At 71.4% G+C, this 24,850-nt stretch carries 24 protein-coding genes and 2 pseudogenes; 14 read left to right on the top strand and 12 right to left on the bottom strand.

Annotation, left to right across the window (positions count from 1 at the left end; genetic code table 11):
* Positions 1 to 184 precede the first annotated feature (184 nt).
* Positions 185 to 1,369 carry a serine hydrolase domain-containing protein gene (locus ACIHAD_RS37365; RefSeq protein ID WP_397359449.1) on the top strand — a complete coding sequence of 395 codons (1,185 nt, stop codon included), beginning with the start codon at positions 185 to 187 and terminating at the stop codon, positions 1,367 to 1,369.
* Here the strand turns inward: ACIHAD_RS37365 and ACIHAD_RS37360 are convergent.
* Positions 1,362 to 4,163 (bottom strand): AfsR/SARP family transcriptional regulator, encoded by a 2,802-nt coding sequence (locus ACIHAD_RS37360; protein WP_397359448.1) that lies wholly within the window; start codon positions 4,161 to 4,163, stop codon positions 1,362 to 1,364. The two genes, ACIHAD_RS37365 and ACIHAD_RS37360, sit on opposite strands and share 8 nt — an antisense overlap.
* Positions 4,164 to 4,249: 86 nt before the next feature.
* Between ACIHAD_RS37360 and ACIHAD_RS37355 the strand changes: the two are divergent.
* Positions 4,250 to 4,471, top strand: a pseudogene (locus ACIHAD_RS37355) (cupin domain-containing protein); the annotation flags it as partial.
* On the opposite strand, the gene ACIHAD_RS37350 reads toward ACIHAD_RS37355, so the two are convergent.
* Positions 4,444 to 4,764 (bottom strand): helix-turn-helix domain-containing protein, encoded by a 321-nt coding sequence (locus ACIHAD_RS37350; protein WP_397359560.1) that lies wholly within the window; start codon positions 4,762 to 4,764, stop codon positions 4,444 to 4,446. The pseudogene ACIHAD_RS37355 and the gene ACIHAD_RS37350 overlap by 28 nt on opposite strands.
* Positions 4,765 to 4,835: 71 nt before the next feature.
* On the opposite strand from ACIHAD_RS37350, the gene ACIHAD_RS37345 reads away from it, so the two are divergent.
* On the top strand, positions 4,836 to 5,783 hold the full coding sequence (locus tag ACIHAD_RS37345) for a saccharopine dehydrogenase NADP-binding domain-containing protein (protein WP_397359559.1): 948 nt from the start codon (positions 4,836 to 4,838) through the stop codon (positions 5,781 to 5,783).
* A gap of 150 nt (positions 5,784 to 5,933) precedes the next feature.
* On the opposite strand, the gene ACIHAD_RS37340 is transcribed toward ACIHAD_RS37345, so the two are convergent.
* The gene (locus tag ACIHAD_RS37340) at positions 5,934 to 6,080 is read right to left on the bottom strand and encodes an NAD-dependent epimerase/dehydratase family protein (protein ID WP_397359447.1); all 147 of its coding nucleotides are present in this window, start codon (positions 6,078 to 6,080) and stop codon (positions 5,934 to 5,936) included.
* Between the two features lie 165 nt (positions 6,081 to 6,245).
* Between ACIHAD_RS37340 and ACIHAD_RS37335 the strand changes: the two genes are divergently transcribed.
* From ACIHAD_RS37335 to ACIHAD_RS37325, 3 genes are read left to right on the top strand one after another with little or no spacing between them, the layout of a single operon-like run.
* Positions 6,246 to 7,562: an ABC transporter substrate-binding protein gene (locus tag ACIHAD_RS37335; protein WP_397359446.1), complete on the top strand. Its 1,317-nt coding sequence runs from the start codon at positions 6,246 to 6,248 to the stop codon at positions 7,560 to 7,562.
* On the top strand, positions 7,559 to 8,410 hold the full coding sequence (locus ACIHAD_RS37330; protein ID WP_397359445.1) for a carbohydrate ABC transporter permease: 852 nt from the start codon (positions 7,559 to 7,561) through the stop codon (positions 8,408 to 8,410). Before ACIHAD_RS37335 ends, ACIHAD_RS37330 begins: the two co-directional genes overlap by 4 nt.
* Positions 8,407 to 9,216, top strand: a complete 810-nt coding sequence (locus tag ACIHAD_RS37325; protein WP_397359444.1) for a carbohydrate ABC transporter permease — start codon at positions 8,407 to 8,409, stop codon at positions 9,214 to 9,216. Before ACIHAD_RS37330 ends, ACIHAD_RS37325 begins: the two co-directional genes overlap by 4 nt.
* A gap of 188 nt (positions 9,217 to 9,404) precedes the next feature.
* On the opposite strand, the gene ACIHAD_RS37320 is transcribed toward ACIHAD_RS37325, so the two are convergent.
* From ACIHAD_RS37320 to ACIHAD_RS37290, 7 genes are all read right to left on the bottom strand, one after another.
* Positions 9,405 to 9,902 (bottom strand): AAA family ATPase, encoded by a 498-nt coding sequence (locus ACIHAD_RS37320; protein WP_397359443.1) that lies wholly within the window; start codon positions 9,900 to 9,902, stop codon positions 9,405 to 9,407.
* A 46-nt stretch (positions 9,903 to 9,948) separates the two neighbouring features.
* On the bottom strand, positions 9,949 to 10,401 hold the full coding sequence (locus ACIHAD_RS37315; protein WP_397359442.1) for a hypothetical protein: 453 nt from the start codon (positions 10,399 to 10,401) through the stop codon (positions 9,949 to 9,951).
* Positions 10,402 to 10,418: 17 nt separating this feature from the next.
* A complete protein-coding gene (locus ACIHAD_RS37310) occupies positions 10,419 to 10,754 on the bottom strand; it encodes a hypothetical protein (protein WP_397359441.1) in 336 nt (111 codons plus the stop codon).
* A 292-nt stretch (positions 10,755 to 11,046) separates the two neighbouring features.
* Complete coding sequence (locus ACIHAD_RS37305; protein WP_397359440.1) at positions 11,047 to 12,225, bottom strand: ABC transporter permease; 1,179 nt, start codon at positions 12,223 to 12,225, stop codon at positions 11,047 to 11,049.
* The gene (locus ACIHAD_RS37300; protein WP_397359439.1) at positions 12,222 to 12,878 is read right to left on the bottom strand and encodes an ABC transporter ATP-binding protein; all 657 of its coding nucleotides are present in this window, start codon (positions 12,876 to 12,878) and stop codon (positions 12,222 to 12,224) included. The genes ACIHAD_RS37305 and ACIHAD_RS37300 overlap by 4 nt, the downstream gene beginning before the upstream one ends.
* Positions 12,875 to 13,894 carry a peptidoglycan-binding protein gene (locus ACIHAD_RS37295; protein WP_397359438.1) on the bottom strand — a complete coding sequence of 340 codons (1,020 nt, stop codon included), beginning with the start codon at positions 13,892 to 13,894 and terminating at the stop codon, positions 12,875 to 12,877. Before ACIHAD_RS37295 ends, ACIHAD_RS37300 begins: the two co-directional genes overlap by 4 nt.
* Complete coding sequence (locus ACIHAD_RS37290) at positions 13,891 to 14,370, bottom strand: hypothetical protein (RefSeq protein WP_397359437.1); 480 nt, start codon at positions 14,368 to 14,370, stop codon at positions 13,891 to 13,893. Before ACIHAD_RS37290 ends, ACIHAD_RS37295 begins: the two co-directional genes overlap by 4 nt.
* Positions 14,371 to 14,460: 90 nt before the next feature.
* On the opposite strand from ACIHAD_RS37290, the gene ACIHAD_RS37285 reads away from it, so the two are divergent.
* From ACIHAD_RS37285 to ACIHAD_RS37260, 6 genes are all read left to right on the top strand, one after another.
* Positions 14,461 to 15,114, top strand: a complete 654-nt coding sequence (locus ACIHAD_RS37285) for a response regulator transcription factor (protein ID WP_397359436.1) — start codon at positions 14,461 to 14,463, stop codon at positions 15,112 to 15,114.
* The gene (locus ACIHAD_RS37280; RefSeq protein ID WP_397359435.1) at positions 15,111 to 16,241 is read left to right on the top strand and encodes a sensor histidine kinase; all 1,131 of its coding nucleotides are present in this window, start codon (positions 15,111 to 15,113) and stop codon (positions 16,239 to 16,241) included. Before ACIHAD_RS37285 ends, ACIHAD_RS37280 begins: the two co-directional genes overlap by 4 nt.
* Positions 16,242 to 16,521: 280 nt before the next feature.
* A complete protein-coding gene (locus ACIHAD_RS37275; protein ID WP_397359434.1) occupies positions 16,522 to 17,124 on the top strand; it encodes a recombinase family protein in 603 nt (200 codons plus the stop codon).
* Between the two features lie 426 nt (positions 17,125 to 17,550).
* Entirely contained in the window at positions 17,551 to 18,945 is a 1,395-nt protein-coding gene (locus tag ACIHAD_RS37270; RefSeq protein ID WP_397359433.1) for a cytochrome bc complex cytochrome b subunit, read from the top strand.
* A gap of 96 nt (positions 18,946 to 19,041) precedes the next feature.
* A complete protein-coding gene (locus ACIHAD_RS37265; protein WP_397359432.1) occupies positions 19,042 to 19,710 on the top strand; it encodes a HEAT repeat domain-containing protein in 669 nt (222 codons plus the stop codon).
* Positions 19,711 to 19,716: 6 nt separating this feature from the next.
* Complete coding sequence (locus ACIHAD_RS37260) at positions 19,717 to 20,721, top strand: HEAT repeat domain-containing protein (protein WP_397359431.1); 1,005 nt, start codon at positions 19,717 to 19,719, stop codon at positions 20,719 to 20,721.
* 239 nt (positions 20,722 to 20,960) lie between these two features.
* Here the strand turns inward: ACIHAD_RS37260 and ACIHAD_RS37255 are convergent, their stop codons facing one another.
* Positions 20,961 to 22,325 carry a hypothetical protein gene (locus tag ACIHAD_RS37255; protein ID WP_397359430.1) on the bottom strand — a complete coding sequence of 455 codons (1,365 nt, stop codon included), beginning with the start codon at positions 22,323 to 22,325 and terminating at the stop codon, positions 20,961 to 20,963.
* A 392-nt stretch (positions 22,326 to 22,717) separates the two neighbouring features.
* Here ACIHAD_RS37255 and ACIHAD_RS37250 point away from each other — a divergent pair.
* A pseudogene (locus ACIHAD_RS37250) lies at positions 22,718 to 22,906 on the top strand (sigma factor); the annotation flags it as partial.
* A gap of 13 nt (positions 22,907 to 22,919) precedes the next feature.
* Positions 22,920 to 23,633 (top strand): ABC transporter substrate-binding protein, encoded by a 714-nt coding sequence (locus tag ACIHAD_RS37245; RefSeq protein WP_397359429.1) that lies wholly within the window; start codon positions 22,920 to 22,922, stop codon positions 23,631 to 23,633.
* Between the two features lie 2 nt (positions 23,634 to 23,635).
* On the opposite strand, the gene ACIHAD_RS37240 is transcribed toward ACIHAD_RS37245, so the two are convergent.
* The gene (locus ACIHAD_RS37240) at positions 23,636 to 24,820 is read right to left on the bottom strand and encodes an erythromycin esterase family protein (protein ID WP_397359428.1); all 1,185 of its coding nucleotides are present in this window, start codon (positions 24,818 to 24,820) and stop codon (positions 23,636 to 23,638) included.
* Between the last annotated feature and the right edge of the window lie 30 nt (positions 24,821 to 24,850).

Here is a 24,850-nt window from a genome sequence, read left to right as displayed (position 1 = left end):
GCGGCCGAAACTCATCGGCGGGTTGACAGCGGGATGTGTGCGGTTTGTGAGCGGGTGGTCGGAGGGTGGGGGCGTTCGCGTCACCCAGCTCAGGAGGAACCGGTTCATGTTCCCATGTGATGTCCCGTCCCGTCGTGCGGCGCGGCCACGGTGGCCGCGCGCGCTCACGGCCGCGGTGCCGGTCGTGAGCCTGGCCGTGACCGCGCTCTTCCCGGCCGCCGCGACGGCCCGGCCGGCCGGGAACGACACGCGGGCCCTGCTGACGCGCCTGGCACGGGACGTGGTGGCGGCCGGGGCGCCCGGCGTGATCGTACGGGTCGACGACGGCCGCGGCCGGCCCGTCGAGATCGCCGAGCAGGCCGCCTGGGCCGGACGCGACCACCTGCTCAAGGCCGGGGACGAGTTCCGGATGGGGTCCAACACCAAGACCATGGTCGCCGTGCTCGTGCTGCAACTCGTCGCCGAGGGCAGGCTCGCCCTGACCGACCCGGTGGACAAGTGGCTGCCCGGCAAGGTGCCCGGCGGCGGGGCGATCACCCTGCGCATGCTGCTGAACCACACCAGCGGCCTGTACGACTACACCGACGACCCCGCGATCCGGCCCTCGATGCTCGGCAGGGACCGGCGGCGGTGGACCCCGGCCGAGCTGCTGGCCGTCGGGGTGAAGCACCCCCCGCTGTTCGCGCCCGGCGCGAAGTGGTCCTACAGCAACACCGGCTACGCCGCGCTCGGCGCCGTCCTGGAGCGGGTCACCGGGGCGAGCGTGGCCGACCTGCTCAGGGACCGGATCGCCCGGCCGCTCGGCCTCGATCACACCTATTACGCCACCGGCCCCGCCTGGCGCGGCTCCCACGCCCGCGGCTACGAACCGGACGCCGCCCACCTGCCGCCCGCGGTGCCGGCCGCGTTCCGGCGGCTCGCCGGGCCGCGCCACGACGGCCACGTGGACGTCTCCGGCCACGACCCCGGGTGGGGCGGCGTGGCCGGGGCGGTGGTGTCCACCACGCGCGACTGGTCCCGCTTCCACGCCGCGCTCATGTCCGGCAGGCTGCTGCCCGCCGCCCAGCTCGCCCGGCTCCGCACCACCGTGCCGATGGACCCGCGCGACCCGGACGGGCCCGGCTACGGGCTGGGCATCCAGACCGCCGCCCATCCGTGCGGCACGTTCTGGGGCCACGACGGCGGCATGCCCGGCTACCTGACCACCAACCTCACCGACCGCACCGGCGGGCGCACGGCGACCGTCCTCATCACCGCGGAGTACTGGGCCGAGTTCGAGTCCGACCCGAAGCTGGCCAAGGCCGCCCAGGCCCTCCAGATGGCCGTGACCTGCACGATGTTCGGCAAGCCCGTGCCCGGCGCTAGCTGAGCAGCGCGGCGATGACCGCGGCCACCAGGCCCTCGGCCCCGGCCCGCGACATCGCCGCACCGCCCGCGTGCGCGGCGGCGAACCCGGCGGCGCCCAGCGCGGCTTCGGCCCGCCGGGCGAGCCGCGGCGCGTTGGCGGCGCCCGGGCCGGTCCAGCCGCCCAGCCCGGTGGCGGCCCCGAGCAGCCGTCCCGCCCGTTCCGGGCGACCGCGGCACAGCTCGATCGCGGCGGCCAGGACCGCGGTCGCGGCCGCGACCGGCGTGTGCCAGGTCAGCGTCAGGCGCACCGCCGGATGGTCGAGCCGGCGGGCCGCGCGGTCGGGGAATCCCTCCGCGAGGTCCACCTGAGCCAGTACGCCCAGCAGCAGCGCGGTCAGGGGCGGCGTGGTGGAGCGGCCTGGCGGGGCGGCGGCCACCCCGGCCAGGGCGTGTTCGCGGGCCCTCGCCGGCCGCCCGGCGGCCAGCTCCAGCCGTGCCAGGCCCAGGCGCACCTGGGTGTGCGACTCCGCCGACCAGCTCCGCCCGGCCTGGTCGAGAAGGGCGTCCAGGCGCCGCCGGCCGCCGTCCACGTCGCCGGACTCGGCTCGGTGCAGCGCGGCGGCCACCTCGTTCTCCATGGTGTGCTCGGGCATGCCGAGCTCGCGGAAGTACCGGGTGGCGCGCTCGGCCAGGGCGGGCGCGGCGGCCGGTTCTCCGGACCGGATCATCGCCGAGCCCAGGGCGCTCAGCGTGATCGCCAGGCCCCACCGCTCGCCGGCTTCCTCGAAGCCGTCCAGCGCGCGGGCCAGCGCGTCCCTCGCCTTGTCGAGGTGGCCGGTGTTCATGGCCAGCACGCCCCCGACCAGCAGCGCCAGCGACCGGCTCCACCGATCCGTCCCCTCGTCCGGTACGACGTGGTCGCCCTTCGCGGCGATGCCGAGCGCCAGACGGGCCATCTCGACGATGGGATGGGCGCCGGGGGCGACATGGGCCAGGGCCGTCCTGATCCGGTCGAAGGCCGCGTCCGCCTGCTCCGGGCCGGCGGCCTCGGTGGTGGCCATCGCGTGGGCGGTGGCGACCAGCGCGCGGGCCTGCGGATCGGCCGGCCCGGTGACCTGGAGCACCCGGTCGAGCAGGTCCCAGCTCCAGGCGACGGCGGCGGCCAGGGTGCGGTGGCGCGGCAGCGCCGTACGGCTGCCGCCGGTGAGCAGCCGGAACCGGTCGTCCAGCCGGGCCGCGACCGCCTCGACCGGCAGGGCGCGCAGCCGGGCGGCGGCCAGCTCGATCGCCAGCGGCAGGCCGTCGAGGCGGCGGCAGATCTCGACGGCCGCGGCCAGCGCGCCGCCTTCCAGGGTGAAGCCGGGCCGTACCGCGGCGGCGCGGTCGTGGAAGAGCCGGACCGCCGCGCTGGACCGGGACAGGTCCGGTGTCGCGCCCGGTTCGGGCAGGTCCAGCGGGAGCACCTCGTGCAGGGTCTCTCCGTCGATCCGCAAGGGTTCGCGGCTGGTGGCCAGCACCCGCAGCCTCGGGCAGCGGCCGAGCAGGGCCTCGCACAGCCCGGCGACGGCCTCGATCACGTGCTCGCAGTTGTCCAGCACCAGGACAACGTCGTCGTCCGCGAGGGTCTCGACCAGGTGGTCCAGCACCGCCGCCCGCGGGGGCGTGCCGTCCTCGCGCGTCCGCAACAGGTCGAGCACCACGCGGGGGACGTCGTCCGGGCCGATCGCGGCCAGTGGGACGAACCACACCCCGCCGGACGGCGTGAGCCGCCGGCCGACCGTGTTCGCCAGCCGCGTCTTGCCCGCCCCTCCAGGGCCGACCAGCGTGACCAGCCGGGCCCGGCCGAGCACGGCGGCCACGCGGTGCACGTCCTGGTCACGGCCCACGAAGCTGGTGAGCGGAACGTCGAGATTCCCACGCGCCCCCCGAGAACGCCGCCCGGACAGCCCGGACGTCTCGGACAGCCCGAATGTCTCGGACAGCCTGGACGTCTCGGACAACCCGGACGTCCCGGAAGGCCCGGGCCGCGCGTGGGGGCCGGGGAGGGTGCCGCGCAGGACCGCCAGGTGGGCTGCCTGGAGGTGTGGTCCGGGGTCGCCGCCGAAGTCCTCGGCGAGCAGCTCGCGGATCCGCTGGTAGGCGGCCAGCGCCTCGGCGCCCCGGCCGTCGAGGGCGAGGGCGCGGATGAGCTGGGCGTGCAGGCGCTCGCGCAGCGGGTGCGCGGCGGCCAGCGACTCCAGCTCGGCGACCAGGTCGAAGCCGGCGCCCAGCGTCAGGTCGGCCTCGACGCGGTCCTCCAGGGCGGCCAGCCGGGCACGTTCGAGCCGTTCGGCCTCGGCGGCGGCGAACGGCGCCGCCCGTACGTCGGCCAGCGCCGGACCGCGCCACAGACCCAGGGCTGCCCGCAGGGTGGCGGCCGCCTCGGCGGGCCGGGACCGCGCGGACGAACGCCGCCCGGCCCGGGCCAGCCGCTCGAACCGCACGGCGTCGACCGCGTCCGGCTCGACGGCCAGCCGGTACCCGGCCGGGCCGGAGGTGACCAGCCCGGGGTGCCCCAGGACGCGCCGGAGCCGGGACACCAGCGATTGCAACGCGTGCGAGGGAGCCTCCGGCGGCGCCGCGTCCCACAGGGCCTCGGCCAGGGTCTCCGGCCGGACGGCACGCCCGGCGTCCAGGGCGAGCCTGGCCAGCAGCACCCGCAGCCGCGCGCCGCCCACCTCCGCCGGGCCGTCGGCGGTCACCAGGGTGAGGGGGCCGAGGACGCCCACGCGCACGGGCCCGTCGTCGCCGCTGTCGGGCCCGGTCGAATCCGCCATGGCCAGGAGTCTGGCACGCGACGAAGGGCCGGTTGACGAACCGGACCGCAGTCCGATAACTTGCGGAGCCCCTCAAGGCCGGCACCCCCTTCGCCCCGCACTGGCACACCAGCCCCGAGCACGTCGTCGGCGTTTCGGGCGTCATGCTCTGGAACGTGAAGGGCCACAAGACCTACCGGATCGGCGCGGGCGACTACCTGTACTACCCGTCGAAGGCGGAACACTCGGGCAAGTGCGCCCCGGGCGCCGACTGCGTCTACTACGTGTACGACTCCAAGCCCTACGACTTCCACCCCGCCGACCGCTGACCCGGCGTCGTCCGGCGGGCGCGGAAGGTGCGGCGGTAGGCGTCCGGGGGCACGCCGACCGTGCGGTTGAAGTGCCGGCGCAGCGTCGCCGCGGTGCCCATGCCGGTGGCCTCGGCGATGGCGTCCACGCTGTCGTCGGTGGTCTCCAGGAGCTCCTGGGCACGGCGGATCCGCTGGGTCAGCAGCCACTGCAACGGGGTGGTGCCGGTCATGGACCTGAAGTGGCGGCCGAGGTGGCGCGAGCTCATGTTCGCCCGGCGGGCCAGGTCCTCCACCGTCAGGGGCCGGTCCAGGTGCCGGCCCGTCCAGGCGAGCAGGTCGCCGAGGGGGTGGCCGTGCGGCCCGTACGCGCCGTAGACCCGTCCTGACGGGCCGGGACGGGGACGCGCTCAAGGCGCTGGCGGAGTCGATCCCGCGGACGGAGGTCAGGCAGGCGTCGGTGGACGACCCCGTGTCCCTGGACCGCACACTGGACGGCGTGGCGGCGGTGATCAACTGCGCGGGGCCCTTCGCCGCCACGGCCGCCCCCGTGATCGAGGCGGCCCTGCGCGCCGGGATCCCGTACGTGGACGTCGCCGCCGAGATCGAGGCCAACGTCGACACCTTCGAGCAGTTCGCCGGCCGCGCGGAGGACTCGGGGGCGGTGATCGTCCCCGCGATGGCCTTCTACGGCGGCCTGGGCGACCTGCTGGTCACGGCGGCGATGGGCGACTGGACCGGCGCGGACCAGGTGCACGTGGCCTACGGCCTGGACAGCTGGCACCCCACGACCGGCACCCGCGTCGCGGGCCGGGTCTCCCGGGAGCGGCGGGGCGGCCGTCGCGTCCGCCACGCCGGCGGCCGGCTGGAGTACCGCGACGACCAGGCGCCGGCCGAGAAGTGGTCCTTCCCCGAGCCGACCGGGACGCGCGACGTCATCGCCGAGTTCTCGATGGCCGACATCGTGACCGTCCCGAGCCATCTGGACGTTCCCGAGGTGCGCACGTACATGACCGTCGAGGCGGCCACGGACGTGGCGAGCCCCGACACGCCGGCCCCGGTCGCGGCCGACGAGCACGGGCGGTCGGCGCAGCCGTTCGTCGTGGACGTGGTCGTTCGCTCGGGGGCCGAGGAACGGCGGGCGGCGGCCCGCGGCCAGGACATCTACGCCGTCACCGCGCCGCTCGCGGTGGAGGCCGTCCAGCGGATCCTCACCGGCCGGACCAGGGCCGCCGGGGTCGCCTCGGCGGGGAAGATCTTCGACGCGGCCGACTTCCTGCGGGCGCTGTCACCCCACATCGTGGTCGAGCTCGGCGTCGGGACAGGGCACTGACGCGCGCGATCAGTCAGGACGCCCTGAGCGAGGTTCAGCCCGGCAGCACCGACAGCTCGCAGGCGTAGGAGTCGGCCGGCCCGTTCAGCGCCGCCTTGCTGGCCACGAACGCCGACCAGCGCGGGACCCCGGTCAGCCCGGGGGAGGCGTTCACGAGATCACATGGCCCTTGGCGCGCCGCAACGCGGGCAGCGTGAGCCGGACGACGGCGATCACCCGGTGCCCGGCCTCGCCGAGGGCGGCGACCAGGGTCTTTCCGATGCCTCCGGTGGCCCCGGTCAGCAGCACGTTCCCCATGTCGGCCGATCATCGCGAATCGGGCGCGTAGGACGCAACGGCCTCGCCGGGTCACACCCATCGGGAACGGTTCGATTTCACCTCTGGTGCATCAAGCGTATTCAGCGTACGTTACTCAGCACTCAGTATTCAGAGTGTGACATGTTACAGATGCAAGAGGTCACCGTGAAGATCCACACAATCGCGGCCGGGCTGCTGGCCACCGGACTTCTCGCCGCCGGATGCGCCACCGGCGGCACCGGCACGGCCAAGAAGCCGGCCCCCACGATTGCCGCGTCCACCCCCGCCGAGTTGTCCGGCGAGGTCAAGGTGTGGTCGTTCGACGTCGGGGCGACCGCGCTCAAGCGCCTGGCGCCCGAGTTCGTCAAGCTGCACCCGAAGGTGAAGGTCGACGTGATCGACGTCGGCTACGACAACATCTACGAGAAGGTCACGGTCGGCATGCAGTCGGGCACGGGCCTGCCCGACGTCGTGCACCTGGAGGACGAGCGGGTCGCCGGCTACGCCAAGAACTTCCCCGACGGGCTGGCCGACCTCGCCCCGGTCGCCGGCAGGCTCAAGGCCGACTTCGACCCGGCCAAGTGGCAGACGGCCTCCGGCGAGGGCGGCAAGCTGTTCGCGCTGCCGTGGGACTCCGCGCCCGTCGGCCTGTTCTACCGGCGTGACTACTTCGAGCAGGCCGGGATCAAGGCCGACGACATCCAGACCTGGGACGACCTGATCAAGGCCGGCGAGACCCTGAAGGCCAAGACCGGCAAGAAGCTCATGGTCTCCGACCTGGGCAACAGCGAGCCGCTGTTCACCACCTTGTTGCAGCAGCAGAAGCAGGGCCGGTTCGTGGACGGCAAGGTCGCGGTCAACACGCCCGCCGCCGTCAAGGCTCTGACGGTGATCAAGACGTTGAACGAGAAGGGCCTGCTCCAGAACGAGCAGGGCTGGGACGGCCGGGTCACCGCCACCAAGGAGGGCAAGGCCGCCGTCGCGCCGACCGCCGTCTGGTGGACCGGCACGCTGGTGTCGGAGATGCCGGAGCTCAAGGGCAAGTTCGGCGTGATCCCGCTGCCCGCGTTCGAGCCGGGCGGGGTGCGCACCTCGGCCAACGGCGGTTCCATGTTGTCGGTCACGGGCCAGACGAAGAACCAGCAGGCGGCGTGGGCGTTCGTCGAGTTCGTCACGGCGAACAAGGACAGCCAGCTGTCGATGATGAAGCAGGAGTCGCTCTTCCCGGCCTACCTGCCCGCGCTGGCCGACCCGTACTTCTCCGAGCCGGTCGAGTACTTCGACGGGCAGCCGGTCAACAAGATCTTCGCCGACCAGGTGCGCAACATCCCGGCCGTGGAGTCCACCGACGACGACGCCGAGGCCAGTGAGCTGCTGAAGAAGCTGCTGCAGCGTGCGGTGGTGGGCGGAAAGGACCCCAAGGCCGTGCTGGACGAGGCGGCCGAGCAGATCGCGTCCGCCACGAAGCGGGAGATCGCATGATCCTTCGGCGCCGTCTGGTCCCCTGGGTTTTCGCGGGACCCGCCGCCGCGCTGCTGGCGCTCTTCTTCGCCTACCCGCTCGGGGCCAGCCTGTTGCAGAGCCTCCAGCGCACCGAGGACGGCCTGACGGAATGGGCGGGCCTGGAGAACTACCAGCGCCTCCTGCACGACGACAGGTTCCTGCAGTCCCTGATCAACGTCGGGCTGATCCTGGTCGTCCAGGTGCCGATCATGATCGGGCTGGCGCTGGCGCTGGCGTACGTGCTCAACCAGTCGTGGCTGCGGTTCCGTGCCACGCTGCGGATCGCGTACTTCCTGCCCGCCGTGACGACGCTGGTCGCCTACGCGGTGGTCTTCCGGGTGCTGCTGCGCACCGACGGAGGCATGGTCAACCAGTTGCTCGGCGCCGAGATCGCCTGGCTGGACGACCCGGCCTGGGCACGGGTGGCCCTGATCGCGTCCATCACCTGGCGGTGGACGGGCTACAACATGATCATCCTGCTGGCGGGGCTCCAGGCCATCGGCAAGGAGCAGTACGAGGCCGCCTCGATCGACGGGGCCGGCCCGTTCCGTTCCTTCGTCAGCGTGATCGTGCCGCAGCTCAAGCCGGTGATCCTGTTCTGCTCGATCACCTCCACGATCGGCACGCTCCAGCTGTTCGACGAGAACAAGCTGCTCACCGACGGCGGCCCCGACGACGCGACCACGTCGCCGATCCTGCTGCTCTACCAGGTCGGCTTCAGGCAGTTCGACTTCGGTTACGCCGCGGCGATGGCCTGGGTGGTGGTGCTGCTCATCGGGGTGCTCTCCTACGCCCAGTTCAGGTGGTTCGGGAAGGAGAAGTCATGAAACGCCTACTGCTCTGGCTGTTCATGGCGGCCGGCGCGCTGATCAGCATCGCGCCGTTCTACTGGATGTTCGTCGCCTCCACGCACGACACGACGGAGCTGTTCCGCAGCCCGCCCCCGTTCCTGCCCGGCGACGACCTGCTGGACAACCTGAGTTCGCTGGAGGAGACGATCGGCTTCTCCCGCGTGGTGCTCAACAGCCTCGGCACGGCCGTCGTCTACACCGCGCTGTCCGTACTGGTCAGCGCGATGGGCGGGTACGGCCTGGCCAAGTACCGCTTCCGCGGGCGCGGCCTGCTGCTCGCGGTGATCCTGGCGACGATGATGATCCCGTTCCAGGTGCTGCTGGTGCCGCTGTTCCAGATGATGGCCAGCATCGGCTGGGTCGACTCCTACGAGTCGATCGTCGTGCCGTTCCTGGCGAACTCGTTCGGCATCTTCCTCATGCGCCAGGCCTTCCTCGACTTCCCCGACCAGCTCATCGAGAGCGGACGCCTGGACGGGGCGGGAGACCTGCGGATCTTCTACCGGATCGTGCTCCCCGTCGTCCGGCCGCAGCTCGGCGCGCTGGTCATCTTCACCTTCATGGGCCAGTGGAACTCCTTCATCTGGCCCCTGCTCATGCTCACCAGCGAGGAGAAGTACGTCCTGCCGGTCGCGCTCAGCCACCTCACCGGGCTGACCCACGTCGACTACTCGGGCCTGATGCTGGGCGCGCTGCTGGCCACGCTCCCGCTCATGCTCATCTTCTTCGTCTTCCAGAAGCAGTTCGTCTCCGGGCTGCTCGGCGGAGCGGTCAAGGGATGAGGCCGCGGCCTGCCGGAGCTGTGACTTTGATGGATTGTTGGCGTGAGTTACCCAGCGGTATTTGGCGTTCACGGCCGAGCCGGGTTGTGCAGAGGGTTCGTTGATAACGCCGTCGGGCGGCCCTGAGCACAGAGGGCCGCCCGACGGGGTGGTGGCTGGTGGATCTCGGCTGTTGGTGAGCGGTGGCCTCACATGATTCCGATGACGAGGTTCTCGCGGGCGGCCTCGACGACTTCTTTGGTGACGGTGCTCAGCTGGTTGATTTCCAGGACTCGTTCGATCTGGTCGACGAGGCGGGTGGTGAGGCGGAAGTTGCCGTTGGTGATGCGGGTGATGGCGGCGATGGCCTCGGTGGTGGCGAAGTCGTTGGAGTTTCCGAGGCCGAGGTGGGGCCAGTGACGGGCGAGGACGAAGGCTTGTTCGTCGGCGGACAGGGGCTTGTAGTGGTGGACGAAGCCGACGCGGGAGTAAAGCTGGGGGTAGCGGGCGAGGCGTTTTTCGATGCCGGGCATGCCGATGAGGATGAGGCCTATGCCGGTGCGGTCGTGGTGGTCGCGGAGCTGTTCGAGGGCGGCGGTCTTGAGCCGGTCGGCTTCATCGACGATGAGAAGTTCGGCGTGTCCCGCGCTGGGCGGGGTACCGCCAGGGCCGGGGCGGTCGCCGTTGCCGCGGCCGGTCTGGAGCATGAGTTCGACGGTCCAGCCAAGCCGATCGCACAGGTAGGAGATCTCCTTATCGAGGTTTTGTGGGGCGGAGTGGACTTTGGGGGGTGTACATGACGGCGCGGGCGGACAGCACGTCGTGGACGTCGGCGTCGCCCGCGTCGCTGCCGGTGGCGCGGACGCCGGCGAGGTGAGGAGCGAGTTGGTCCCACTCGGCGTAAGTGCGGGCCGATTCGGTCTTGCCGACGCCGGGGGCGCCGAAGCACAGGCCGACGTAGCGTTTGCGGCGGACGGCGTCGGCGAATTCCAGGAACCGTTTATGTTCCTTGGTCGCCATGATCGGCGCGAGTCCGGGTGGGGTGCCGCCATTCGCGGCATGGGTGTGCCCGGCGGGCTCGGGTGGCGGGAGACGGTCGCTTGCGTAGTGCAGTGCGCCGGTGGGGGTGTCGGAGTCGGCGGATGCTGGCTTCGGTGGGTCGGGGGTGCCGCGGGGGGCGTAGCCGGGCAGATGGGCCAGACACATCTGGTTGACGGTGCCGATCAGCCGCTCGATCTTCCCGTGGCCGTGCGGCTGGCCCTTCTTGCGTGCCGGAACACCAGCGCGGTCGTCAGCGCGGAGGGGGCTTCGAGGTTGACGGCGTAGCCGGCGACGGCGCGGGAGTGGTCGTCCTCGATGGCCGTCAGCCAGGGCCGGGCGGGCTTGCCGGAGGAGTCGATCACCCAGATGTCCAGCTCGGTGTGGTCGGCTTGCCAGATCTCGTTCGGTTTGGACGCTTCCCGCCGGTGCACCAGCTCATACACCTCCCGGTACCGTTTGGTCCCTTCGTGCGCCATGACCTGTAGTGCCGGGTCGATGCCGGTCACGATGTCGTGCACGGACCCATACCCAGGCCGCGGCCAGCCACCGCTGCGCCGTCCGGTACGGCACGGCGGCGCTGGCCGCGGCCGCCTTGAGCGTCACCCCGTCGTACAGATGCGGCACCAGGACCCGGTACCGCGCCAGCGCCACCGGTGTCGCGTCGGGTGCGCCCGCAGAGGTGTCGCCTGGCGGGGCAGCGGGAGCGGCGTCGGGTGGTTCGGCGCTCATTCCTTCATGGTGACCCTGAGGTGGGAGGTCGCGCCAGGCCGTCGTAGAGCAGCGGCGAGGTGACCGATGCTGAACAGCTGGTCAGGGCGAGGCCAGCGCCTCTGTCGGGGCCAGGTGGCTGGCACGGATGGCGGGGTAGAGCCCGGCCAGGCTGCCGATCAGCAACGTGGCGACCAGAGCGCCGGCCGGCGCCCAGACGGGGATCACCATCGGCAGGGCCTGGATGGCCGCGTACACACCGGTCACCGCGGCGCCCAGGAACAGGCCGCCGAGACCGCCGAGGCCGGACAGCAGCAGCGCCTCGGTCAGGAACTGGACGCGGATCTGCCCCTGCGTAGCGCCGAGTGACCGGCGCAGCCCGATCTCGGCCTTGCGTTCCAGGACCGAGATGACCATGGTGTTGGCCACGCCCACACCCCCGACGACCAGGGCGACCGCGCCGAGGCCGAGCAGCAGGCCGGTCAGGGCCCGGTTTGTCGCCTGGCGAGCGGCGAGCGCGTCGGATGGCCTGGACACGTTCACCTCGCCGGGCACCTGAGGTTTGGCGGTGGCGGCCAGCACGGCGCGCACCGCTTCCACGGCCGAGTCCTCGGTGCGGGTGTAGATCGTGGTCGGATGCCCGTCGAAGGACAGGTATCTTGCGGCAGCGGGCCAGCCGATCAGCGCGGAGGAGTCCAACTCCGGCGCGAGCGGCGCCGCGTCCAGTAAGCCGATGACGGTGAACCAGTGTCCGCGCAGGTACACCTGCCGTCCCAGTGCCGTGACGCCCAGCCGTTCGGCCGCCGTCGAGCCGAGCACGACGGCCGGGTACCGGGCCGTCGCGGCGTTGAGCCAGGTGCCTCGCGCCACGGTCGCCCCAATGAGATCGGGGACGGTGAGCTCTGTGGCGACGACGGCGATGCCGCCGCTCTCGGCGGCAGGGATCCGATCGTTGCGGTACACGTGCGCGTCGGGCAGCAGCGCGGTGGCGGCGGCACCCGTCACAGGGGGGATCCTGCGGATCATGGCCGCCGCTTCCTGCGGCAGTTGCGCCTGCTTCCCGAAGACGGTCTGGCCCGGCGCTACCGTGAGCAGGTTGGTGCCGAGCCTGGCCAGGGTCCGGTCCAGCTCGGCTCTGCTGGAAGCGGAGATCCCGACGACCGACACCATCGCGGCGAGCCCGATGGCGATGCCGAGGGCCGACAGGAGGGCTCGCAGCGGCCTGGTGCGCAGCCCGGCCCCGCCCACCCTGATCACGTCCCTGGCCGACAGCGCCGTCATGGCAGCACCCGCCCGTCCCGCATGCGCACCTGCCTGGGCAGGGCATGCGCGATCTCCAGATCGTGCGTGATCACCACGATCGTGGTCCCTGACGCGTTCAGCTCCCGTAGCAGCGCGAGCACGCCCGCGCCCGCCGCCGAGTCGAGGTTGCCTGTCGGCTCGTCGGCCAGCAGCAAGACAGGCCTGCGCACGGCCGCCCTGGCGATGGCCACGCGCTGCCGCTCGCCGCCGGACAGCTCGTGCGGCCGGTGCCGTACGCGATGGCCGAGGCCCACCTGGTCGAGCGCCTCCAGCGCGCGGGCGCGCCGCTGCCCGAGCGGCACCCCCGCATACAGCAGCCCGTCGGCCACGTTGTCCAGCGCCGACGCCCCTGTGGTCAGGTGGAACTGCTGGAACACGAACCCGATCCTGGTGGCCCGCAGCTCCGACAGGGCACGGTCCGGCAGCGCGGCCACATCCTGGCCGTTGAGGTGCACCCGGCCGCTGGTCGGCCGGTCCAAGGTACCGAGGACGTGCAACATGGTGGACTTGCCCGACCCGGATGGCCCAACGATGGCCAGCAGCTCGCCCTCCTCGATCTCCAGCCAGACGTCATCCAGCGCGATGACACCCCCGGGGTAGGCCTTGGTGACGCCCTCGAGCCGCGCGATCATGTCGGCATCCCCACCTTCAGACCTGCGGTGAGTCCCTGTCCTGACACCTCGACACGCCCGCCGGCGAACAGCCCCGTCCGGACCCGAACGATCCGGCCGTCCGCGAGCTCGACGCCGTACCCGCCCTCGGACAGTGCCAGGAGCGCCGCGACCGGCACCGTGAGGACGCCCTTGCGCACCTCGGAGACGAGCGTCACATCGACCGCCGCCCGGTCGTAACCGACGGCCCCGATCGCCACGGTCAGCTCCACTTTCGTGGTCGTGCCTCCCTGATCGGAATTGACCACGAACTGCGCCGTGGCGATCTTTCCCTGGACCTGCTCGCCGGCCGGCGTCCTGACCGTCGCCGTCGCGCCGACCTTGGCCAGCCGGTATTCGGTCTCATCCAGCCGTACGGTGACCAAGTGCGCGGTCTCGGTGACGGTCAGGAGTGGAGAGCCCGGACGGATGAGCGTCCCGGGCACTGCCGTCTGGTCGTTGACGCGGACAGCGTCCGGCTGGAAGACGGCCCGGCCGAGCTCGACCACGCCGGTCTGCTTGACGCCGAGGTCCTTCTGCCATCTGCGTACGGCCCGCGTGCTCTCCTTGCTGAATACGTCGTCGACGGTGAATCCGCGATAGCCGAGCTCACGCAGGTTCTCTTCCAGCTGCCGGACATCGGCCCCTCGCACTCCGGACCGCAGCGTCCGGTAGGCGGGCACCTTGCCGTACAAGAGCACGGTGGGGGCCTGGTCGACCTTGAACAGCACGCCACCACGACGGACCGTCGAGCCGACGGCGGGGAGCGCGGTGACCGTGCCGGGAGCGGCCGCGGCGAGCGGGCGCTCGCGGCCGTAGCCCACGATACCCGTGGCCGTCGTGGTGTCGGCCAGGTCCTGCTTGGTGACCTCGGCGACGGCGGCGGGCGCGGCATCGCGGGTGGCCGGTTCGTCTCCGCGCCCGCTGAGCACGATCACCGCGGTGATGGCGCAGGCCGCCGCGAGGATCAGCGACCCGGCCGCGAGCCGGCCGGTCATGCCGCGCGGCACTTTTCCATGGCGGCCTTGAACTTCGGGTCGTCAGGGCTGGCTCCGAGGGCTCCGACATCCAGCTTGAGCCTTCCGCTGGAGTCGGGGTCGGGGAACTTGGGGTATCCGTTCTCACGCATGCACTTGGCCTGCTTGCGCGCGCTGTCGAGATCTTGCGGGCTCGGCTTGTCTCCCTGACCGCCGGGAAGGAGGTAACCGCACTTGGCCATCGCGGCGTCCATCTTCTTCTTCTCGGCGATGTCGCTGCTGACCTGAAAGCGGCCGTCGGTCGGGTCCTTGATGTCGATGCCTTCACCTCGCATGCAGCGGGCGAATGCCAGCTCGCCGTCACCGGCGGCCGAAGGGCTCGCGGCCCCGCTCGCCGTGGCTCCGCTCACGGTGGCGACTTTGGTCTCGGGTTGGGCGCCGCAGGCGGTAAGGGTGAGGCCCACGGTGAGAAGCGTGATCAGCGCCTTCGTCTTCATAGCCCCGAAGTTCATCGCAGAGCCGATTACCGTGGCGTTAGCGCGAACGTTAACGGTGGCGATACACCGAGCCGGATAGAACTTCTGAGCGTGCGTGTTCTAATCGTTGAGGACGAACCGGTGCTGGCCGACGGTATCGCCGAGTGGCTGCGTCGCGACGCGCTGGCCGTTGACGTGGTCAACGACGGCGGCTCGGCGCTCGAGCGACTCGGAGTGAACGACTACGACGTGGTCATCCTTGACCGCGATCTTCCTGCCGTCCATGGCGACGACGTGTGCCGATCGATCGTGGAATCGGCCACGCGAACCCGCGTTCTCATGCTGACCGCTGCTGCGGCCGTACGGGATCGGGTCGCGGGCCTCCAACTCGGCGCCGACGACTACCTGCCCAAGCCGTTCGCACTGGCCGAGTTGTCGGCCAGAGTGCAGGCGCTGCTGCGGCGCACCGGGCCCGTCACGCCTCCGGTCCTCAACCGCCGTGGCATCCGGATGGATCTGGCCAGGCGGGAGGTTTACCGCGACGGGCGTTACGTCGCGCTGTCGCGCAAGGAATTCGCCGTACTCGCCGAGTTGCTGCGCGCCGACGGGGCGGTGGTGTCGGCCGAGGACCTGCTGGAGCGGGCCTGGGATGAGCACACCGACCCGTTCACCGGCGTCGTGCGGGTGACGATTCTGAAGCTGCGCCGCAAGCTGGAGGTCCCCGTGATCGACACCATTCCTGGAGCCGGGTACCAGATCGCATGAAGAAGCTCACGATCAGGGCCAGACTGACCCTGGTATACGCGGCGTTCTTCCTGGTGGGCGGAGTAGTGCTGCTCGGCGTCACGACCCTGCTGGTGTCCCAGCAGGTGCCATCGGCCATCAGCGGCAAGCACATCCTGTCGTCCACGCCATCTGAACCGCCGATGGACGAGGGACGGCAGATGCTGAGCGAACGGATCCGTACGGCGACCACCACCTCCCTGATATCGCAGGGCGCGATCGGGTTGCTGCTGGTCGGCGCAGCCTCGGTCGGGTTCGGCTGGCTGGTGGCGGGCCGCGCGCTGCAGCCCCTGCACCGCGTCACCGAGACCGCGCGGCGGCTGTCCGTGGGCGCGGGGCGGGGACTGCACGAACGGATCGTCATGAACGGCCCGCAAGACGAGGTACGCGACCTGGCCGACGCCTTCAACCTGATGGTGGAGCAACTGGACGCGGCCTTCGACGGACAGCGCAGGCTGGTCGCCAACGCCTCTCACGAATTGCGCACCCCGCTGGCCATGAACAGGATGCTGGTGGAGCTCGCGGTCAGCAGGCCGGGCGCCTCGGAGGACTGCATCCAGCTCGGCACGTCGTTGCAGACCGTCAACGAACGGCACGAACGGCTGATAGACGGCCTGCTCACACTGGCCGACTCCGAGCACAGCATCACCGAGCGCACCCCCGTCGACCTGGCCGACATCGCCGGCCACGTCTGCGACCAGTTCGGCGTGCCCTGCTACGGCGCGGCCTCCGCGATCACCAGAGGCGATCCGATCCTGCTCGAACGGCTGGTGCAGAACCTGATCGAGAACGCCGTCGAGCACAACGTGCCCTCCGGGCTCGTCTCTGTGACCACGGGGACCGTCGGCGAGGACGCGGTGCTGACCGTGGCCAACTCGGGGCCCATCGTGCCGCACTACGAGATCGAGTCGCTGTTCCAGCCGTTCCGGCGGCTCAACCGCGAGCGTACCGGTGGCGGGAGGGGATTCGGCCTCGGCCTTTCCATCGTGCGCTCCATCGCCCGCGGTCACGGCGGCTCGGTGACGGCCGTCCCTCGCGACCGCGGCGGCCTGGTGGTAACCGTACGATTGCCGGGCCCAGGCACCGCCCCACCGCGAGAGGCCGTGTGACGCACTCGGCCGGCTATCTGCCGGCCGAGCTACCCAATTGCCTGAGCTGCGGGAACATCACAAGGTGGGAACAGTGCAACGGCCGCCCAGGGAACCGACGGCCCTACCTTGTTCCACAACCACGCTCCCACTTCCGGCCCGCGCCCCTCGTCCCGTGAGTGTCGACAAAGGGCCGTCTGTCGACACTTTGGAGGCTGATCAAAATGCCCAGGTCGAATGGGTCGACAACACGCGCCGACTTTCAACGTCGGATAACGGTCCACAGAGTAGATTCCGACACATGATGTTCGGCTACGCGCGGGTCTCGACCGCGGACCAGAACCCCGACCACCAGATCGACGCCCTCCTGCGCGCCGGAGTCTCTCGCGAGAACATTCACATCGACAAGGCGTCCGGGGCGAAGGCCTCGCGGCCGAAGCTCGATCTGGTGCTGCAGCTGCTGCGTGAGGGCGACACGTTGAAGGTCACCCGGCTGGATCGGCTGTCGCGGTCGGTGCTGCACCTGGTGACGCTCGGCGCGGACCGCCGTGAACGGAAGATCGGCCTGCATGTGATCGAACAGGGCATCGACACCGAGACGGTCGAAGGTCGCGCCATGTTCGGCATGCTCTCAGTGCTGGCCGAGCTCCAGCGCGAACTGATCGTGGTGAACACGATGGACGGCCTGGCCTCGGCGCGGGCGCGCGGCCGGGTCGGCGGCCGCCGACCGAGGCTTTCCGCGGAGCAGGCCGCCCTCGCCCAGGAGCTGTACGACGCGCGGGTCAAGACGGTCCAGCAGATCGCCGATCTGTTCGGCGTGTCTCGCTCCACGGTGTACGGGCACTTGAACAGGGAGATCACCGTGCCCCGCCAGCCGAAGAAGAAGACCGCGGCGAAGGCGTAGCCCGTCAGCCGATCAAGTACTCCAGGCGGCCGCGCACTGGTGCGCCGCCAGCGCCTACCTGCAACTGCTGTGCCTGCGCAAAGACGAGATCGACACCGCCCGGTCAACCTCATCATGGCCAAGACCCGCCACAAGAACTCGCGCACCGCCATGCTCTATGTCCGACCCGGCGGCGAAGTCACCGGCGTCCTTGCCCCACCCCGCCGCACCGACTGAGCGGCCCCACCAACAAGACGCCAAATACCGTCGGGTAACTGACGCCATCAAGCCATCAAAGTCACATGCCGGAGCCGCCCGGACTCCGGCAGGCCGCGCCGGGCTGAACGCCCGGGAACGGCCGCCTATGACGTAACTCACCCCTCCCCGACGTCACATGTCGCCCGCGGATCCCGTCTTGAAGGGCGAAGACGAAACGAGGAGGGTCCAATGCGCTCACCGGTACGGAAACGTCGGTCGTCCGGGCTCGGTCATTGGTCGTTCATGTTCGCCGAGGTGGCGATCTGGTCCTTCGCCGTCCTGGTGGTGACCGGGCTGTTCCTCATGGTGTTCTTCGACCCGGACATGTCTCCGGTGCTCTACCAGGGCGTGTACACGCCGCTGAGCGGCATCCCGGTCAGCGGGGCGTTCGACTCGGCCATGCGGCTGAGCCTGGAGGTGCGCGGCGGGCTCTTCGTCCGGCAGGTGCACCACTGGTCGGCGCTGGTGTTCGTGGCGGCGGTCGCGCTGCAGTTGCTGCGGATGTTCGTGACCGGCGCCTTCCGCCGGCCGCGCGTGCCGCAGTGGCTGATCTGGGTGACGCTGCTGCCGCTCGGGATGGCCGCGGGGGAGACCGGCAACGTGCTGCCCGACGACATGCTCTCCGGCGGCAGCCTGTGGCTGATCCAGTCGGTCCTGCTGGCCGTTCCCGTCGTGGGGTCGTACGCCGCGCAGCTGCTCTTCGGCGACGGGTTCCCCGGGGACAGCATCATCCCCACCATGTACTGGGCGCACGTGCTGGTGATCCCGGCGGTCATGGTCGCGCTGCTCGCCGCCCGCGAACGGCTGGTGCGGCGGCACGGGCACTCGCGGTTCGCCGCGCCCGCGCCGGCCCGCGCGGGCGTGCGGCCCCTGATGGCGGGCGCGACGATCGGGGTGCTCGTCATCCTCGGCCTGGCCTTCCAGATCGCCCCCATCTGGCTGTACGGCCCGGCCGGTCCCGGCCAGATCTCGGCCGGATCGGTGCCCGACTGGTACATGGGCTTCCTCGACGGCGCTCTGCGGATCATGCCGGGCTGGGAGCTGACGATCGGGGGGTACACGCTCAGCCTCGCGGTCCTGGTGCCCACTCTGGTCGTGCCCGGCGTGTTCTTCACCGTCCTGGCCGGGTACCCGCTGGGCGAGCGCGTCGTCCTCAGGCGTCTCCACCGGCGGGACGCGCTCAGCCGGCCCAAGAGCGGGAGCCGTATGGCCGCCGAACGGACCGGCCCAGCCGTGCTGGACCGGCCGCGCGAGGCGCCCGTGAAGACCGCGATCGCCGCCGCCGGGGTCGCCTTCTACGGGCTGCTGTGGGCCGCGGCGGCCAACGACCAGCTCGCCCACCAGTTCCACCTCACGGTGGAGGCCGTGACCGTCTTCTTCAGGTACGCCGTCCTCATCGGCCCGGTCGTCGCCTTCTGGCTGACCCACCGGCTCTGCCTGGGCCTGCGCCTCCAGGACCGGAACGTCCAGGAGCACGGGCCGGAGAGCGGCGTGATCGTCCGCAGCGCGCGGGGCGGGTTCCACGAACGCCCGATGCGCGTGGAGCCCGAGCGCCGGCCGGCCGTCACCGCGTCGCTCGACTGAACCGCTCGGCCGAGCCGACCGACGGCAGGACAGGTGAGCCCGCTTGACCTTGACACGGTGACAAGGTCTTCACTGGTCGCCGAGGAGGTGGTCCCGATGACCAGACAGGACCAGCACCAGGACACGACCCGCGCCTTCGCGGGGCTGGCGGACGACGACCCGTCGGTACGGCTGCGCGCCGCCCTTGCGGTCGGCACGACGCCCGACCCGCGCTTCGTCGGCCAGCTCGTCGAGCGGTGCGCGGTCGAGCCGCAGTTCCACGTGCGCGACATGCTCACCTGGGCGCTCACCCGCCACCCGGCGGCGCTGACCGTTCCGAGGCTGCTCGGCGAACTCCGTTCGGAGCGCGCGCAGGCGCGGAGTCAGGCGTTGCACACGCTGTCCAAGATCGGGGACCGGGGGGCGTGGCCGGCGATCACCCGGGAGCTGCTGACCGACGCCGACGACGAGGTGGCCCGGAGCGCCTGGCGGACCGCGGTGGTTCTGGTACCCGAGGATGAGAAGCCCGGACTGGCCGCAGTATTGTCGACCCAGCTCGGGCGCGGCCAGCGTGAGACGCAGCTGAGCCTGAGCCGGGCGCTGGTCGCGCTCGGCGAGGTGATCGAGCCGGCGCTGCGCGCCGCGATGACGGACCCGGACCCCGGCGTACGCACGCACGCCGGGGCCACGGAACGGCTGCTGCGTGACCCGGACGCCGGATTCGAGTTCGCGATCGAGGAGGCGAAGCGCGTCGTGGCCCTCGGCGCCGGCGGCCAGGAGGGATGATGGGCTGTGCTGATCGGCGACGTGGCCAGGCGGTCCGGGGTGAGCGCCCGCATGCTCCGCCACTACGACGCGCTCGGCCTGGTACGCCCGACGGGCCGTAGCGGCGCCGGCTACCGCGAGTACTCCGGCGAGGACATCCGGCGGATCTTCCACATCGAGAGCCTGCGTTCCCTGGGGCTGTCGCTGCGCGACGTCGGGCGGGCGCTCGACGATCCCGGCTTCACGCCCTCGGGCCTCGTGGACGACCTCATCCGCCGGACGCGGGAACGCATCGCGGCCGAGACGGAGCTGCTCACGCGACTGCGCCGGATCGACGCCACCGGACCGGCCGGCTGGGAGGACGTGATCCAGATCGTCGCCCTGCTCCAGGGGCTGGGGTCGAAGAACGCCGGCAGCCGCCAGAGCGCGGCCCTGGCCTCGGCCGAAGAGGTTCCGGTGCCGGTGGAGGCGCTGGTCGAGGCGGCGCTGAGCGAGAGCGACCCGAACGTCGCCGGAGCCCTGCGATGGGCTCTGGCGCGATCGGGTGACGACGCCTCGGCGCTGCTGGCGCAGGGCCTGCGCGCCCCGGCGGCCGAGGTGCGCGAGCGCGCGGTCCGGTCGCTCGCCGAGCTCACGGACGGCCGGGCCACCGCGCTGCTGCGGGACGCCCTGACCAACCCCGACGTCGTGGTCCGCCGGTACGCGGCCCTGGCGCTCGGGGCACGCGGAGTGGCCGACGCGATCCCCACGCTCGTCGACATGGTCGTCGAGGGCACGAACGACGTCGACGCGGCCGAGGCCCTGGGCGCGCTGGCGGCCCGTCCGGGGGCGGCCGACCCGGTCGCCGCCGGGCTGGTGGACCGCCTCGCCATGAGCTCCGCCGAACCGTCCGAGCGCCTGCGGCTGACGCAGGCGCTCGCCGACATCCCGGGAGCGACCGCCTCACGTGCCCTCGCGGACCTGTCGCGCGACGACGACCGTGCCGTAGCGCTCACCGCGACCTACATCCTCGGCCTCCGCGACGCGCGATGAGCGCGCGGCCCGATCAGGGCAGCAGGGCGCGGACGCTCTCCTCGATGGCGGCGACCGCCGTGGCGAAGGCCGAGAAACGCTCGACGCCCGAGCCGAGCACGCCCAGGAACCGCTGCGCACGTCGCCGTAGTGGCGCCGGTCGTCGGTCCTGCGGGAGTGCGCCTGCGCGCGCGGGCCCGCCGCCATGGCGTCGGCCTGGACGTGGGCGCCGCCGCTGATGTGGATGCCGCTGTTCTCGTTCATCCCGCGCTCCGCTGCGCCGCCGCGGCGGCCTGGCCGATGCCCTGCCTGATGCGGCTCTCGGCGCGCGCGACCGCGCCCGTGCCGGCCGCCATGCTGTTGCTGGTGACCTGGGCCTGGCCGGTGACGAAGATGCCGTTGTTCAGGATGGTCGTCTGGCGGTCGCGCAGGTCGCTCACGTCGACGTTGTGCTCCTCCAGGAAGTCGGTGACGGCGTCCATGATCCGCTGCTCGGCGGCCTTGACGTACATCTCCTTGTCGAGCTGCTGGAAGTAGCGGTGGTAGAGGTGGTCGGTGGCGTGCTCGCGCGGGTTGTACGCCGCCCCGTAGTTGAAGGTGTGGCCGCGGATGGCCTTGATGCTCGCCTTCTGCTGCCGCCTGCGCCTCCTCGGCTCCGAGATCGCGGCCAGGGTGTTGGGCAGGGCCAGCACCAGCCCGCCGAAGGTCCGCCCCAGCGCGGACAGCGCCATCCGGGCCATCCGCTCCGACGGCGCGCAGTTGGCCAGCCGGTCGACCTCGCGGTACGCCTCCCGCAACGGCGGCAGCAGCGAGTAGCCGGCCTCGGTGAACATCATCCCCTTCTCGGCGAGCAGCACGAACCGGAGGAAGATCGAGATGACCACCTCGCCCTCCCAGCCGGTCACGCTGACCGTGAGGTAGGGGCGGGCCCTGGTGCGGGGGTTGTCGCGCAGCTCGTGGATGAACCGCTCGCTCACCGTGGGCACGGGCGGCAGGAGGGCGTCGGGCAGCACGGCCGCCTGGAGCTCGGGGTCGGTCTCGTAGCGCAGGTCGAGGCCGTTGACGAAGAGCTTGTCGCCGACGGTGAGACCGGGCAGGCCGAGGGCGGCGATCTCGGCCTCCACCCGGTCGTAGAGCTCGCCGACGGCGAAGGGCACGACGGTCTCGCCGGGCCGGGCCTTGGCGACGTTCATGGTGAACGACCAGTTGTTGATCCTGCTGCCGTAGCCGACGAAGGGGGAGTAGTCGGCGAACACCGTGACGTTCCCGGCGCCTCGGTCGGCGATGTCGACCAGGTGGTCGCGCAGCGCGGGCGAGCTGGGGAGCGGCGCCTCGGCCGGGTCGAAGGAGTCGCGGGTCAGCTTGGTCAGGATTACCGACTCGTAGGCGTCGTAGAGCTCCACGAAGACGACGAGCCAGGCCAGGAAGAGCGGGAGCAGGACGAGCGAGCTGGACAGCAGGGCCAGGGTGGCCAGCGCGAGCACGGCCAGCACGGCGTCGCGCACGCGTTGGCGTCGTTGGGCCATCAGGCCGTACTTGAGCATCGTGGCCAGGTCGACGCCGGGCGACTGCGCGACGGCCCGGAAACGGTCATGAAGAATGGAGCGAATGGTGGAATTACGCACTTTCGCATCGAGCAGCATGGCGATGCAGAGATATCGCGTCACTTCCGTCGCGGCCGGGCGATCGCGCTGGAAATGGCGGCCACAATTCGCGCATACCTGAGAATCGGGGAGGTTGGGGCTGTCGCAGTGACCGCATTTCATCAGCTCGTCCTCTGGTCGGGGCGTCCGTGGAGCCTGACGTTACCCCGACTTTAACGAGCGCGCGTTCGGCGCCGCCACGCGAATAGAATTCACCTTGCGGACATTGTTCGCTAAATGCCATAAACAAATGCGGCGACCCGGGCGCGTCACACGGTTCTCAGGAGTGCCAACCTTTCGCCACGCCCACAGCGTCTGGAGGGTACCGAGACTGAGGAGAGACGTTGGATCGCGACACCGCCTTCCGGGCGTTCGTGGATGCTCACCAACGCCCGTTGATGCGCCTGGCCTACCTGCTCACCGGAGAGGTCCACCTCGCGGAGGACCTCCTCCAGAGCGTGCTGGTCCGCATGATCGGGCGGTGGTCGAGGTTACGCCACGTGGACAACCTGGACGCCTACGCGCGCAGGACGATGGTCAACCAGTACATCTCGTGGCGCCGGCGGCGCGGTCGACATGGGCAGGCTGGACCTGGCGCAGACCGACTACGCCACGCTCCTCAAGGCGGACGAGCTCGGCAAGTCCTTCAGGATCGTCTCCGGCCTGCACCGGGCCGCGCCGGGGAGCTTCGCGATCGCCGTGGACCCCGGGTCCAGGATCCGGACCGCGGCCGATCTCAGGAAGAAGAAGATCGCGGTCCCGAACCTCACGGGTCTCGGGCCATTGGCGCTGGCGGCCGTGCTGGAGCGGGCCGGGCTGACGTTCCAGGACGTCCTGCTGGTCGAGCGGCCCTATCCCGAGATGCTCGGCGCCATGGGCAAGGGCCAGATCGACGCCGCGCTGCTGGTGGAACCGTACGTCACCATCGGCCGCGAGACCGGGCGCGCGCGGATCGTGGAGGACGCCATGACCGGCGAGTTCGCGAACCTGTACACCGCGGGCATGTCGGCCACCGACCAGTGGATCAGGGCGAACCCTCGCACGCTGGCGGCCTTCCGGCGCGCGCCGGCCAAGGCGCAACGCCTGATCGCGGCCGACCCCCAGCAGGTACGCGACGCGCTGACCCGCTACACGAAGATCACCAAGGCGTCGGCGGCACACGTCGCGACCGGCTCCTACCCGGCCGCACTGGACCCGGCGGAGCTTCGGCGGGTCGCCGACCTGGCCCGGGCGTACGGGTTCCTGGACCGCCCGGCGGACCTCGCGAACGCCGTCGCGAAGGGCGGCTGACCTCAGATCTCCTTGAGGAAGACGATCGCGTCCGCCTGGTCGACGGTGCCGGGGTCGAGGGCCAGGTAGGTGTGGTCCACCGGCACCCGGGGCGCCGGCTCGCGGTCGAGCGTCGCGGCCAGGCGGCGGGGATCCACCACGGCGCGGGCGTCGGGCAGGGCCGACAGCATCCCTTCGAGGGTGCCGGGCGCGGGGACGTCGCCGCCGCGCGAGCCGAAGGCGGCGGCGGCGAAGGCGTACCGGTCGCCGAGGCGGGCGGCGAGGATGGCGCCCGCGCTCCACCAGCGCAGCGGCTCGCCCGCGAACCACAGGCGGCTCTCGTCGCGCTGCAGGTGGCGGTTGTGGGCGAAGACGAAGGTGGGGCCCCGGCGGTCCTCGCGCCGGACGATCGCGTCGAGGTTGTCGGCCATCATCGCGTCGCGCAGGCTCATGAGCGCGCCGAGGCGGGCGGGCGAGGGGTCGGCCATCCCGGCGTGGTAGCGCAGCAGCCCGGCGGCGGCACGGGCGTACAGGCCGGCGCGCCACATATCACCGGCGGACGTGACGGCCGTCAGGTGGGGGGCGTGCGCGGTGAGCAGGGCGCCCAGGTCGTCGGCGATCAGGCGCAACTCCTTGACCTCCGGCCCGCCGCCGATCGACCGGGCCGGGTCCGTGAGGGCGGCCGGGGCGGTCCAGCGGTCGTCGGGGCCGAGCAGCGCGTCGAGGGTGTCGCGGGTCAGGGGCAGGTCGAGGTGGGCGGCGAGGTAGTCGTACAGGGCGGTCAGGGCCGGGCGGGGGGCGGCCGGGCCGGTGATCTCCACAGGGGCGTCGAAGCCGTCGAAGCGCAGCCGGTCCAGCGGCGGACGCCGCTCGTTGTGAGCGCGCATCCAGCGCAGGAGCTCGCGGTTGGCGGCCGAGGCGCCGAACCCGTGGCTGAAGCCGCGGCTCATCGCCTCACCGAGGGTGCCGGCGCCGCCGGTGACGTACGCGTCGGCGGCCAGGCCGGCCAGGCAGTCGCTCTCGATGGCGATCGAACGGTAACCCTCGTGCTCGACGAGGTGACGGAAGAGCTCGTTGCGCAGCTCCAGGAAGGCCTCCACGCCATGGGTGGGCTCGCCGAGGCCGAGCACGCGGACGCCGGGGGGCAACAGCGCGGTCAGGGCGCCGCCGGTGAACGGCTGGGCGGCGTCCCGGATCGAGGTCGTCATGGCTTCAACCGTATCGTTGAACTCCTCGTG

The sequence above is a fragment of the Nonomuraea sp. NPDC052265 genome, assembly GCF_044547985.1.
Classification (GTDB): Bacteria; Actinomycetota; Actinomycetes; order Streptosporangiales; family Streptosporangiaceae; genus Nonomuraea.
Note: the sequence above shows the minus strand (reverse complement) of the source record. Positions and strands in the feature narration are given on the sequence as shown.